The sequence below is a fragment of the Streptococcus sp. 5905 genome (assembly GCF_013276505.1).
In the GTDB taxonomy this organism is placed as follows: domain Bacteria; phylum Bacillota; class Bacilli; order Lactobacillales; family Streptococcaceae; genus Streptococcus.
The window spans coordinates 639,281-652,475 of sequence record NZ_VMLC01000001.1 but is presented as its reverse complement, the minus strand read 5'-3'; the positions used below and the strand labels follow the sequence as shown (position 1 = coordinate 652,475).

13 protein-coding genes are annotated in these 13,195 nt (G+C 39.4%); 5 read left to right on the top strand and 8 right to left on the bottom strand.

The features are described 5' to 3' along the window. Window positions 1-759 carry an ABC transporter ATP-binding protein gene (locus HT680_RS03215; RefSeq protein ID WP_000173369.1) on the bottom strand — a complete coding sequence of 253 codons (759 nt, stop codon included), beginning with the start codon at window positions 757-759 and terminating at the stop codon, window positions 1-3. A gap of 443 nt (window positions 760-1,202) precedes the next feature. On the opposite strand from HT680_RS03215, the gene HT680_RS03210 reads away from it, so the two are divergent. Beyond that, a complete protein-coding gene (locus tag HT680_RS03210; protein WP_173258187.1) occupies window positions 1,203-3,197 on the top strand; it encodes a DUF1430 domain-containing protein in 1,995 nt (664 codons plus the stop codon). Window position 3,198: 1 nt separating this feature from the next. Next, on the top strand, window positions 3,199-3,849 hold the full coding sequence (locus HT680_RS03205; protein ID WP_173258185.1) for an ABC transporter ATP-binding protein: 651 nt from the start codon (window positions 3,199-3,201) through the stop codon (window positions 3,847-3,849). Window positions 3,850-3,953: 104 nt separating this feature from the next. On the opposite strand, the gene HT680_RS03200 is transcribed toward HT680_RS03205, so the two are convergent. The 3 genes from HT680_RS03200 to HT680_RS03190 are packed head-to-tail and all read right to left on the bottom strand — an operon-like array spanning window position 3,954 to window position 6,845. Continuing rightward, on the bottom strand, window positions 3,954-4,226 hold the full coding sequence (locus tag HT680_RS03200; RefSeq protein ID WP_173258182.1) for a PspC domain-containing protein: 273 nt from the start codon (window positions 4,224-4,226) through the stop codon (window positions 3,954-3,956). A 59-nt stretch (window positions 4,227-4,285) separates the two neighbouring features. Then, window positions 4,286-4,729 carry a SprT family protein gene (locus HT680_RS03195; protein WP_173258644.1) on the bottom strand — a complete coding sequence of 148 codons (444 nt, stop codon included), beginning with the start codon at window positions 4,727-4,729 and terminating at the stop codon, window positions 4,286-4,288. After that, window positions 4,716-6,845 carry a Tex family protein gene (locus HT680_RS03190; protein WP_173258180.1) on the bottom strand — a complete coding sequence of 710 codons (2,130 nt, stop codon included), beginning with the start codon at window positions 6,843-6,845 and terminating at the stop codon, window positions 4,716-4,718. The genes HT680_RS03195 and HT680_RS03190 overlap by 14 nt, the downstream gene beginning before the upstream one ends. Before the next feature lie 136 nt (window positions 6,846-6,981). On the opposite strand from HT680_RS03190, the gene HT680_RS09230 reads away from it, so the two are divergent. From HT680_RS09230 to HT680_RS03180, 3 genes are read left to right on the top strand one after another with little or no spacing between them, the layout of a single operon-like run. Next, a complete protein-coding gene (locus tag HT680_RS09230) occupies window positions 6,982-7,113 on the top strand; it encodes an SPJ_0845 family protein (protein ID WP_000268696.1) in 132 nt (43 codons plus the stop codon). Continuing rightward, window positions 7,114-8,019: a permease gene (locus HT680_RS03185; RefSeq protein ID WP_173258177.1), complete on the top strand. Its 906-nt coding sequence runs from the start codon at window positions 7,114-7,116 to the stop codon at window positions 8,017-8,019. Then, on the top strand, window positions 8,016-8,834 hold the full coding sequence (locus HT680_RS03180; RefSeq protein WP_173258175.1) for a TIGR03943 family protein: 819 nt from the start codon (window positions 8,016-8,018) through the stop codon (window positions 8,832-8,834). The genes HT680_RS03185 and HT680_RS03180 overlap by 4 nt, the downstream gene beginning before the upstream one ends. A 683-nt stretch (window positions 8,835-9,517) precedes the next feature. Here the strand turns inward: HT680_RS03180 and HT680_RS03175 are convergent. From HT680_RS03175 to HT680_RS03160, 4 genes are all read right to left on the bottom strand, one after another. Next, a complete protein-coding gene (locus HT680_RS03175) occupies window positions 9,518-10,129 on the bottom strand; it encodes a tetratricopeptide repeat protein (protein ID WP_173258173.1) in 612 nt (203 codons plus the stop codon). Window positions 10,130-10,146: 17 nt separating this feature from the next. Further along, window positions 10,147-11,196 carry a hypothetical protein gene (locus tag HT680_RS03170; RefSeq protein ID WP_173258171.1) on the bottom strand — a complete coding sequence of 350 codons (1,050 nt, stop codon included), beginning with the start codon at window positions 11,194-11,196 and terminating at the stop codon, window positions 10,147-10,149. 8 nt (window positions 11,197-11,204) lie between these two features. Further along, complete coding sequence (locus HT680_RS03165; protein ID WP_173258169.1) at window positions 11,205-11,978, bottom strand: nucleotidyltransferase domain-containing protein; 774 nt, start codon at window positions 11,976-11,978, stop codon at window positions 11,205-11,207. Between the two features lie 127 nt (window positions 11,979-12,105). Continuing rightward, window positions 12,106-13,056 (bottom strand): bifunctional riboflavin kinase/FAD synthetase, encoded by a 951-nt coding sequence (locus tag HT680_RS03160; RefSeq protein WP_173258166.1) that lies wholly within the window; start codon window positions 13,054-13,056, stop codon window positions 12,106-12,108. Window positions 13,057-13,195 lie beyond the last annotated feature (139 nt).

The window sequence follows — 13,195 nt, the reverse complement described above, 5'->3', positions numbered from 1 at the left end:
CTAATTCACCTCGCTTGCCATAACAGTCAAAGTATCAGAGATTTCTTGGAACATCTGACGCTCTGTCTTGTCTCCACGGTAGATTTGGTTGTAGAGAATCCCATCCTTGATGAAAAGGACACGCTTGGCCCTGCTGGCTGCTGCCGTTGAGTGAGTTACCATGAGAATGGTTTGACCACGCTCATTGATTTCGTCAAAAACATCGAGTAAGGCTGCAGATGACTTGGAGTCAAGGGCTCCTGTTGGTTCATCCGCAAGGAGAATTTCAGGTTCTGTGATGATGGCGCGGGCTACTGCTACCCGCTGTTTCTGCCCACCAGAGATCTCGTAAGGGTACTTCTCTTGCAGTTGGTTGATGCCCAAATTTTCAGCTGTCACCACCAATTTCTTCATCATCTCCGTGATAGGTTTTCGAGATAGAACTAACGGAAGCAAGATATTGTCCTTAACAGACAAGGTATCTAGTAAGTTAAAGTCTTGGAAGACAAATCCCAACTTCTCACGACGGAAACTTGAAGCCTGTGAATTTTTAATAGTGGCTGTGTCTGTTCCGTTTAGGTAAACCTGCCCACGAGTTGGTTTGTCCAGCATAGCTAGGATATTGAGCAGAGTTGACTTCCCAGAACCAGACTCACCCATGATGGCAACGTAGTCACCCTTTTCCACGGTAAAGTGAATATCCTTGAGGGCCTCTACTTGATTGCCTTGAAAACGAGTTTTATAGATTTTTTGAACGTGTTTTACATCTAAAAGTGTCATGATTTTCTCCTTCTTAATATCCCATCATTTGAAACTGTGCTTGCATCATAGCGCATCCCAGTTGAACACGCTCGATATCTTTTTGACTTGGTTTTCTTGTTTTCTTATGTAAGATTCTTTTCATGGTTTTGCTCCTTTGTTCTTTATGAGTCTAGTTTATCGTAAAAAAAGGAGGTCTGCCATAACCTAACCTTACAAAAGAGACTTTAATCTTACATTTTTGTAAGATTGAAGAATATTTTTGAAAATGGCTACTATAAGAAGTCCTGTCATTGCTTGTTTTATTCTTAAAAAAATAGTAAAATTAAGTTATGAAAAGGCTTTCCTTAACATCTTGTAAAAGAATTAGCTTTCTGATAATTATTTTTAAAAGTGCTAAACTATCATTCGTATCACTGCTATAAGGAGGGAGGTTCAGCCCCTCTTTTTAGAAAGAGGTTCCTATGAAACGTGTTTTTCTCTTCATCAGCAATCTTCTTTTAACTTTCTTTCTCATTGCGACTCTGTCCTTTTGGAAAGAAGCTCTTCCTCAACGCCTATTTCCAGGTGTGGCTGTACTCAGTGGACAAGCCGATTATACTACCCTCAAACAAGAATTAGATAGTCTTGCTAAAGAACATAATAGTCTTATCGCAAGAACCATTTGGGAAGTAGATAGTGATGGAAAATCACAAACTTACTACGAAGTTTTTGGAGATGGGAAACTCCCAGACTGGATGCCTCCAGCAAGTCAAGAAAGCATTCACAAGAGCGATCTTCTCAACAACTACAATATTATCAGCGGATCCCTAACTAGTCAAGAATTGGCCACTCATCTGAAAGAACTTGGACTAGAAAAAGCGAATGCATTTGAAAATGACAGAGTATCCTTTGTACTTGCCCTCTTTACCCAACCTAATCAGCTTACCAGTATGTTAATCTTTTTGCTGACTTTCTTAGCTTTGATTGTTATCGGTCAGATTCAATCTCTTTCTCAGTCAGGGATTCGATTGATTTCTGGAGAACAACTTAGCCATCTCTTCTTTCGTTCTCTCGCAAGAGACGGACTTGATATCCTTCTTTTTGGTCTACCTGCTTTGCTGATAGCAAGTGTCTTGCTCATTTCCCTAGGATATCCTTATGAGGTTCAAACTTTTTTAGGAATACTTTTTATTCTTTACAATAGCCTACTTTTCTTACTTAGTCTCCTAATTGCCATTCTTTTTACTATTTCTTTGAAAAGAGTTCATCTTCTCTCTATCATTAAAGGAAAATTACCAATCAAGTCAATCCTACACATTCTCTACTTTGGTCAGGTACTTGCCATTCTACTGGTTATTGTAGGATTTGGACGTATGTCTACTTACTATCATATCCTTGAGAAAAATGAGGCTGGACAAGCTACTTGGGAACAACGCTCCAATGTTGTTACTCTTCAAACAGGGCGCTCCAGTCAGATGAAAAATTTAGATGAACTGCAGACAAATGCTGATAAATGGTTTGACTTTATTCAGCATGCTATAGATAATGAGAATGCCTTCCTTATTAAACATAATCTAGTTGAGCAAGCTCTTAAGCAAGCTACCTCAAATCATAATGAAACTGAAAATAACCCTTATGGTGTGGAAGGAAAAAATATTCTCTATGTAACACCTAACTACTTCAAAAAAGAAGGTATAAAGTTAACATCAGAAACCTTTCAAAAAATCAACACCCTCAAAGATGGACAGATCCTTGCCATACTCCCAGAAGAACTACAAAAAAACGAAAAAGATATAAAATCAACCTTGCAACAAGAGTTAACCAACCGATTATACAGTAGCAAGTCTAATCAAACTGTCGAAGTTAGTATAGCTTATACCAATCAAAAAAATGATGTATTTCTCTATAATACCGCTCATATTGCTTATGATCAATGGTTATCAAATCCCATCTTTCTTGTGCTTTCTCCTAAAGCACTTGGTAAGGCTTCCTCCATCTTCTGGTTTACAAATCTAGAATATCTCTATTTTACAGACCTCCACCAGACACAAGAACTTTTAAAACACTATCAACTTGATCATATGGTCTCAAGGCTATCGTCTGCTAGGGAAACCTATCTCCAGTTAAATCAAAAAATTAAAATAGAAATTTTTAGTAACTTAGCGAGTGCTATGTTTGCTATTTTGACTTCAATTTTGCTGTTTACAAGTTTAAATCTGCTCTATTTTGAAGCCTTTCGCAAAACCATATTCTTGAAAAAAATCGCAGGCTATTATTTCTTTGAATTACACAATAGATATATCACTTCTCAAATAATAGCTCTCTTTCTTGGAAGTGGTCTAGCTTTCATTATTTCTAAGAATATCTGGATTACCCTGATCCTATTTTTCAGCTTTTCAAGTTTAGCCGTTCTTCTATTGAAGATTTGTGATAAGAAGGAAAGTAAAACCTATGCTAGCATTATCAAAGGAGGATAGTATGATTGAATTGCAACATATTTGGAAACAATTTGGTTCTCGTATTATTTTTTCAGACTTGAATCTGAATTTTCAAAGTGGTATAGTGTATGCTTTGATAGGAGACAGTGGTTGTGGAAAAACCACTTTGCTCAATATGCTTGCAAAACTAGAGACTTTCGACAAAGGAGAAATCATTTATAAAGGAAAGTCTTTGACTTCACTAAAAAATGAGGAATTCTATCGTAACGAGCTAGGTTATCTCTTCCAGAACTTCGGATTATTAGAAAGTCAGACCATTCGAGAAAACCTTGAGCTGGGACTGATTGGCAAAAAACAGAACAAGAAACAAGAAAAAGAGAGACTTCTTCTTCAAGCACTACAAGCTGTCAGACTAGATTATCTAAGCCTCAACCAAAAAATCTATGAATTATCTGGTGGCGAGGCTCAACGCGTAGCACTTGCTAAGATTATCCTGAAAGATCCTCCTTTAATTTTAGCCGATGAGCCTACCGCCTCGCTAGATCCAAAAAATTCCAAGGAAATTATGGAAATTCTCCTTGAACTTCGTAATGCTAATAGAACAATTATCATCGCAACTCACAATGCTAGTATCTGGAAAATGGCTGATCAGGTAATTCATCTCTCTCAAGATGGAAAAGAATATACTTAAATACCAAAATCCCTTGTGGCTAAATAACCACAAGGGATTTTCAGTCATTTATGCTGCTTCTTTTAAGTAACATAGTGCAAATAATAAATACTTCCTGTTAAATCTCACCAAAACCAGCCATCATTGTCATCAATAGCCTCGGCTTTCTTGCGTTTGCGTGGTCCTGTTCCATACATTTCCGCATCAATCTCTTCCTTAGTTGGCAGGATAGAGGCGAGGATGATGTAAATAATCACACCAATCCCAAAATTTGATATAGTAAAAATGGCGAAGAGAAAGCGGACTAGGGTTACATCAAGTTTCCACTTGTCTGATAGACCAGCTAAAACTCCTGACACCATACGATTTCGTCTCATTTTATAAAATTTTGTATTCATGATTGTTTCCTCTTTCGGTATTCTTACAAGTAGTATAGCATAAAACGGGATCAATAACATCAGTCCATAGGCTGATTTAAGATAACGAGTTTACCACGGCAGACGCCACAGCGATAGCGTTTTGTGTCAATCCTTCTCTTGCGTTGATAGGATTGCTGGCAGGATTGGCACTGATAGACTAGGTAGGTGCTTTGATCTTTCAAAGGGGGAACAAAGCGCAGGCCATCCACTTCTTTCAACAGTTCCTTAAAATCTCGGTCCTTATGGCGATACCCCTTTTTCTGAAAATAAAGGTGATAGTGACAAAGCTCATGGCGCACGATTTTGCGAAAAACTTCCAAACCAAGTTCATTATACACCTTGGGATTAAAATCCAAATGCCCATCCTTAGGGAAAAATCGCCCACCTGTCGTTCGCAGACGAGAATTCCACTGGGCTTGGTGTGTAAAAGGTCTACCAAAGTCTTCGAGGGAAACATGCTTAACATACTCAGTTAGATTCATCTGGAGCAAGGAGCGACAGATTGACTTTTTCACGTTCGGTATCGATTTTCTTAACCCAAACCGTTACCAAATCTCCAACTGACACCACTTGGCTGGGATGTTTGATAAATTTGCGACTCATGTGGGAAATATGGATCAAACCGTCCTCGTGAATCCCAATATCAACGAATGCACCGAAGTCAACGACATTACGCACCACACCTTCCAGCTTCTGCCCAGCAACAAGATCTTTGATATCCAATACATCTTGACGAAGCACAGGTGCATCAAAGGAATCACGGAAGTCTCGACCTGGTTTGAGAAGGTCAGCAATGATATCTTTAAGCGTTTCTGGGCCGAGATTCAATTCTTGCGACATCTCCTTAACTGAAAGGGACTTAAGCTTATTTTGTGCTTCTTCATTCAAATCCTTGATATCCAAGCGTTTGAAGAGCTCCTTAACCGCAGCGTAGTTTTCTGGGTGAACTCCTGTATTATCAAGGATATTGCTACTTTCAGGAATACGGAGGAAACCAGCAGCCTGCTCAAAGGCTTTAGCTCCCAGGCGAGGAACTTTCTTAATTTGAGCGCGTGAAGTGATTTTTCCTTCTTCTTCACGGTATTTGACGATATTTTCAGAGATAGTTTTATTGAGTCCAGCTACATGGGAGAGAAGTGCTGGGCTGGCTGTATTGACATTGACACCGACTTGGTTCACCACGGTATCGACGACAAAATCTAGACTCTCAGACAGTTTCTTCTGACTGACATCGTGCTGGTATTGACCGACACCGATTGACTTGGGATCGATTTTTACCAATTCAGCAAGGGGATCTTGCAAACGACGGGCGATAGAGATAGCCGATCGTTTTTCAACGGTTAAGTCTGGAAACTCCTGACGAGCAAGGTCGCTGGCAGAGTAGACAGAAGCACCACTTTCATTGACGATAACATAGCTGACCTCAGGAAAATCTTTAAGAACTTCCGCCACAAAAGCTTCACTTTCGCGACTGGCCGTTCCATTTCCAATGGCAATAATTTCTACACCGTATTGAGCAATCAGGTCGGCCAAGTCTCGCTTGGCTTCTTCGATTTGACGAGCTGAGGCTGGTTTGACAGGATAGATGACGTGGGTAGTCAGCATTTTCCCTGTTGCATCAACAACAGCCAGCTTGGCACCTGTACGAAAGGCAGGGTCAAATCCTAGAACCACGCGCCCTTTCAGTGGAGCAACCAAGAGGAGATTGCGCAGGTTGTCAGAAAAGAGTTGGATAGCCCCTTCTTCTGCTTTCTCAGTCAATTCTGTCCGAATGCGTCGTTCGATAGCAGGCAAGACTTTTTTCTTAACAGATTGCTGGATAACCTCTTCTATATAGGCATTTTTCACCTTGAAACGAGCAGCGAAGAAAGATAGAATACGCTCCGTCGCATGTTCAAATCCGACTTTTAAGACACCTAGTTTCTCACCACGATTGAGAGCTAAGGTACGATAACCCTGCATATTACCAACGGTCTCTGAAAAATCATAATAAATCTGAAAAACTTGTTTTTCATCAAGACTTTCATCCTTGACTTGCGAAGTGATTTTAGAGTGTCTCAACACTTCCTGATAGGTCAGTGAACGCAAAGTCACATCTTCAGATAAGGCCTCGACCAAAATATCAACCGCACCAGCCAAGGCTTCTTTACCAGTCGCAAATCCTTCACAGACAAACTTCTCAGCTTCTTTCTCTAAACCATCTACATTCTGCAAAATCAAGCGAGCAAGAGGAAAGAGTCCAGCTTCACGGGCAATGGTTGCCTTGGTCCGACGTTTTTCCTTATAAGGAAGATAGAGTTCCTCTACGTCTGCTAATTTTTCTGCAGCCAAGATAGCTTCTTCCAATTCCTTGGTTAGCTTGCCTTGTTCTTGAATCTTAGCCAAGACAGCTTCCTTACGGTCGTTGAGATTTGTCAGACTTTTATCCAAATCAATAATAGCCTTAATCGCCACCTCATCCAGACTACCAGTCATGTCCTTCCGATAACGCGCGATGAAGGGAATCGTCGCCCCTTCAGCTGTCAAACTTAGAACGGTATCGATTTGCTTTAAGGTTACACCCAAATCTTGGGAAATTTTTTCATATTTTTTATCCATAAACCTATTATACCATAAGGGACTGGGCTTTTTTCGTCTTATCTGTTATTACCTCTTTGATTATCAAAATAAAAATAATCCCATTTCCGCAAAATAATAGTATAATAGAGGTAGAATGTAGAAAAGAGGTAGGCCCATGGCTGTTAAATTTACAAAAACGGATGACTTGGACAAGATGTTTGAAGAATTTGCCAAACTTCCTGACTTAACACAAGTCACTTTTCCAGATGACAAAGATAAAAAAGAAAAAGTTGAGAAGAAAAAATAGATGACGATTTTCCAATCTCTTCCTCCTAGTGTATTACAAACGGGAGCTATTTTTCTCTCCATCATAATCGAAGCCCTTCCTTTTGTTCTGATTGGGAGTCTCATTTCAGGCTGGATTGAAGTCTATATCACACCTGACAAGGTCTATGAGTTTCTCCCTCGCAATCGGTGGGGGAGGATCTTTTTTGGTACCTTCATTGGCTTTCTCTTTCCATCCTGCGAGTGTGGAATCGTTCCTATCATCAATCGTTTTCTAGAAAAGAAAGTGCCCAGCTACACGGCCGTTCCTTTTCTGGTGACTGCTCCCATCATCAATCCTATCGTTCTTTTCGCTACTTATTCTGCCTTTGGCAATTCAATAAAATTTGCCTTCTTGCGAGCGCTGGGAGCTATTGTGATTGCTTTGGTGCTTGGAATTTTCCTAGGATTTTTCTGGAAGGAACCCATTCAAAAAGAGAATTCTATTACTTGTCATGAACATGACTTTTCACACTTGAATCCTGCTAGAAAAGCTTTGCAGGTCTTTATACAAGCTATTGATGAGTTTTTCGATATGGGGCGTTACTTGGTCTTTGGCTGTCTCTTTGCTACTATCGTGCAGGTCTATGTCCCGACTCGGATCCTGACTTCTATCAGTGCTAGTCCAACCCTTGCGATTCTCTTGCTCATGTTTCTAGCCTTTCTTCTCTCTCTTTGTAGCGAGGCGGACGCCTTTATCGGCGCTTCTCTCCTCTCGAGCTTCGGCCTAGCGCCAGTCCTTGCTTTTCTGGTCATTGGACCCATGCTTGATATCAAAAATCTCCTCATGATGAAACACTATCTCAAAGCGCGATTCATCTGGCAATTCATAGGCATCGTGGCAGTGCTTGTCTTACTTTATTCTTACATGATAGGAGTGATGCTATGATCCGATTTTTCATTCTACTAGGTTATTTTGCTCTGACCCTGTATCTGCAGCTATCTGGCAAGCTCAGCCACTACATCAACCTCCACTATTCCTATCTAGTCTATATCTCTATGGTCCTTTCTCTTCTGTTGGCTCTGGTCCAATTCTATATCTGGATCGAAAAAATCAATTCTCACAGCCATTTGGAAAGTCGTCGATCTAGACAAATCAGCATCCTGTTACTGTCACTACCTCTGTTGATTGGAGTTGCCTTTCCGACAGTAAGTTTGGACTCGAGAACCGTATCTGCTAAGGGATATCATTTCCCACTTGCGGAGGGAATCAACACAGCCATTCAGGCAAGCGAAGGAATATCCAGTCAATACCTCAAACCCGATACCAGCACCTATTTTTCCAAATCCGCTTATGAAAAGGAAATGAGGGCTACAGCTGATAAATACCTCTCCAAGCCAACCATTCAAGTCACTGATGAAAACTATATGGAGGTCATGGAAGTTCTCTATGACTACCCACAAGAGTTTGAAGGAAAGAAAATCGAGTTTACAGGCTTTGTTTATAACGATCCTAGCCATCCAGATAGCCAGTTCCTCTTTCGCTTTGGAATCATCCACTGTATCGCCGACTCTGGAGTATACGGACTCCTGACTAAGGGAAACTCACGCCAGTATCCTGACAATACCTGGATTACTGCCAAAGGAACTCTCACTCTCCACTACCATAAAGAACTCAAACAAAAACTCCCAACACTGGAAGTTGAGAGTTTCACAAAAGTAGACAAGCCAGAAAATCCTTACGTTTATCGCGTGTTTCAATAAAAAGTAACCCAGCAACAGACAAATTACTTTTCAAAGTAGCTTGTCTTTTTTGTTCTCCTAGTTCAACAAAATCAACATGCAACCTTTCAAACAATAGAAAAAGTCCCAAGAAATAAGATTTCTCGAGACCATAAAAATGTTAACAAGATAGGGTTGACAATCATCACATATCATAGCTTAACTGCAATAGAGTTGTGATAGAAAACGTTAATTTACTAGATAAAATAAAACTCATATTAAACTGAATATTTCAGTTTCTTACTGGCATAAAGCTATTTGAGTTTAATTTAACAACCACTAACCTCTATTAACGCCACCAAATGCTGAACCAAAAACGGAAGTAGTATCCAAAGAACATAATGTGCACCTCCTTTTACAAAACGTTTTTCCATCTCAACTATATTATATATTTTCTTGTGGAGAATTGCAAATTTTTTTCAGTCAAATTACTAGCTTTTTTCAAAAAATTATGATAAGTTACAAAATTTTATATTTAAAGTAGTTATTTACTTTCGGTTTCTGTAAAATGAAGCCATAATATAAATGCACTAAGTCCCATAACTGGATTTTTGGGTCAAACTTTTGAGGCTAGTCCATAACTTCTAGTTGTTGAAGTTATGAACTAGCCTCTTTTCTGCACCATGAATCTCCGCTTTTTACTGTTTTGCTTCAGCTCAGTTGGACTACTTCCCATTTTGTAATAAAGCTCTTACCCCGTCTGCTCCAATTTTATCCTCAGCTTTTTCAAAGAGTTGAATAGATTGATAAAAATAATCTCGTGATTTATTTGAATTTTGCTTGAGATAAATCTCTCCCATCCCTCTATATGCACAGGCTTGAGCAATGAAGTCCTCAGTTGTCAAAGCAAAATCTAGGGATTCTTTCATATAGCTTTCTGCCTCTTCTAGATTTCCCAACTTTAAACGAAGGTAGCCTTGTTCATAGTTGTTAACAGAAAATTTCAAAGCATCATTGGGAAAATATTTTTTTATAATTTGCATTTCCTGATCGATATAGAGTAGAGCTTTTTGAAAATGCCCCATTTCACGGTAAACCATCGCTAACTGATGATAGCCTATATGTTCATTGTCTTGGTCACTTTTAGTTCGGGCTAAGTCAATATAACGCTGGTAGATACTTAAGCACTCGTTATAATTTTGCTCTTCAAGATAGATATAGCCCATCAAATTTAATAAACTAAAATTAGTGCAAGTTTCCAAAGAAAAATCAGCTTCAACTAATTTTTTAGCCTCTTCAATCTTGCCCTCAAACAATAATTCCCATGCTTGATTCATGCTTATTCTCCTGCATCTTACGTTGTATAGAAATCTATTGACAAATCGCTATCAGACTCGTATTTTTTCCAGGCTAAACTGAAACCATAATAATCCTGAAATTCAGGGTGCCAGTCATAATAAAGTGGGATACGACTATATTTTCTTGCAACAACTTCGTCTTCAAATTCTGGAGATTCCCCTGCAGTAATACCAAATTGAAGACCATTTAGTTCCCAGCTATTGCCCCAAACATTTTCATCCGAGAGAACATCGATCCATCTAGAAGCATCAATATCAAAATCTTCACATAATTCCAGTTCATAGAATCTTCTACAGTTAATCTCTAAAGGCTTAATATAAAACGCACCTTCTACTTGGTACTTTTTATCTCTGACTTGAATCTGTGTGATTTTCATTGGAATCGGAACTCCATTTAGTTCTAACCAGAAATAGCCTAAAGGGGTTTTGATACTATAATATTGCTGATTAGCAGGTTTAGCGTTTTTAGAACAAGCATCAAGAATTCTTCCAAGCTTAATTAAATTTCTACAAACGATTTTCGAAGTGAGTGGGTCGAAATGTGAATACCTACGAATGACACGTTTTAACTTTTCAACAGGAAAAGTGATATCCTTTGGTAGAGCATGATTCTTCTGTACAACTAGAGCAGTTTTTTCAGTATTTTCCTTCCCCACTGGGACAACTACAGCATGTCCAATATGGATATTTAGGTCATCGCAGATATAAGTATAGCCATTCCCTCCCTCCTGAAACTCAACAACAACGAGATTTAGCTCTTGATTCGGATCAAAGAGAGGTTCAACCTTTTCTGCTTCTTGGCGCTCATAAAAAGTAAAACGATGAGTTTCTCCGTCTTCGCCAAAAACCATAAAACTGCCACATTCAGGGCACTTCCACATATAAAAGGATGCTTCAGAAATATCATCATAAGAAATTTTATTATGGTCGTCAGCTTTATTCATGATTTCTTCAAACAACTCATCCGAATAAACTGAATAAGCACTTGGATCGGGCGACCTATGGTCGTTCATTGCTTGCCCGCATCTACATGTCCATTTCCCCATAAACAACCTCAATCATGCCTTAATTCTTCAAGGAAAAATTGATTTAGAGATTTCCAGTCTTTCTTTTCCTCACTAACACTTTGAACGTATGCATCCAGTTCTTGGATATTATCTAAAATATAATCTTGAATTGGCTTTATAGGCTCAATTTCCATGTCTTCAGGACCGTTTATCTTAATGTCAAGCAATCTTGACACATGCTCCTGCATTTGGGACGGAAGTAATTCTTTGACCAAATCATCAAATAAAATCGGCGGAATAGAATGGTATTTTTCGATCCAACGGCAAGCCAAAATAGGACGCAGCGCATAGAAATACTTTTTAGGTTTGACCTTGTCTCCTGAAAGATACTTATTCATTTGAGTTCTAGCAGTGTTCAAGTAATGATGAAGCATTTTTTTCTCTGAAAAATACTGGTTGGCAAGAGGACGTATGCGCTCGATAAAATCCGTTTGTTGATAAACAATTGGAGACTGTAACCATTCAAACAGTGTTGGATTTGACTTATAAAGGAGTTTTAAAGCCTTGTCTAAATCCCAGCCACTCACATCCCAAGTATCGTCAATTGGTAACTCGATAACATCACGCCGTTCATTCAAATGGAGATAAAAATCTCGCTTGTGTTTGTAGATAAATCGTACATCAAAGTCACTATCAGGAGACTCAAAACCCCATGCACGACTACCAGACTCGATAGCCCACAAAACTGTGACATCGTAATCACGCTCAATTTCTGCTAATTTTTCAGGTACCAGAATATTCATTTCTTCTTGCGTTTGCATAATAAATCCTCGTCTATATTCTGAACATAAGTAGTTGCTAAAATTGGGAACTGAAAGATCATTTTATCATGCTCTCAAAACTAGTACCAAAACAACTAATCCTTCTAGTAGCTTTTTCAGACGTTTTCTATACCTGAGACTCTTGAATGATAGAATCTCCATCCTTCCAGTTCCGAGCAATCTCTTCGTCTTTCTGGAGTTGGTCTACCAGTTCCTCTACGGAGTCAAATTTGACCATATCGCGGACACGGTCTAACCAGTAGACAATGACGGTCTCACCGTAAATATCGTCTGAAAAGTCGAAAATATTGACTTCAAAACGTGGTTCTTCTCCATCAAAGGTAACATTTTTGCCAACACTCGCCATGCCACGATATCTTTGACGTTGCACCTCAACATCGACTACATAAACACCGTCTGCTGGCATGTAGGTTCGGTCTCTTAGAACCAGATTGGCTGTTGGATATCCGATAGTACGCCCACGAGCATTTCCGTGAACGACCATCCCACGAGATGGGAGCGGAGTACCGAGCAGGTGATTGACTTCCTTGACATCTCCATCAAGAATAGCTTGGCGAATCCGTGTGGAACTAATCTTGCCCTTTTCGTCCTCGACTGGAGGAACAATGATGATCTCTCCATCAAAATAGTCCTTCAGTTCATCCGCAGTTTTCTTATCTGAACCAAACGTGTAATCAAATCCCGCTACGATAATCGCTGGTTTTAAAGCTCTAACATAAGTATCAAAGAATTCTTGACCCGTTAAACTAGCAAATTTGCTACTAAAGTCAAGTAAGAAAAGAGCCTCTACTCCGTGCCACTTCATCTTGTGCTCACGTTCCTCGTGATTGACGATATGGAGCATGAGCTCAGGTTGGTAAGGTTGCAAGGCAAGTTTTGGCGACTCTGTAAAGGTCATCACAACAACTGGCAGATAGTCCTTCATCGAGGCCTTACTAGCCACTTCAAAAAGTTTCTGATGCCCCTTGTGGATGCCATCAAAATAACCTAGTACAAGGACTGTTTTCCCCGGTACTGCAATATCTTTTTCGTTCTTAATAGGTACTGTTGTAATCATGAAACTATTATATCATAGAGAAAGCCTTTTCGCTAAGAGGAAATCCCAAATGTCGTTTTTTGCGCCTGAACTGACCTCAAGAGAAAATTTAGCACTTTAGTTTTAAAAAATAGCACCTCCTAAGAGATGCTATCATTTG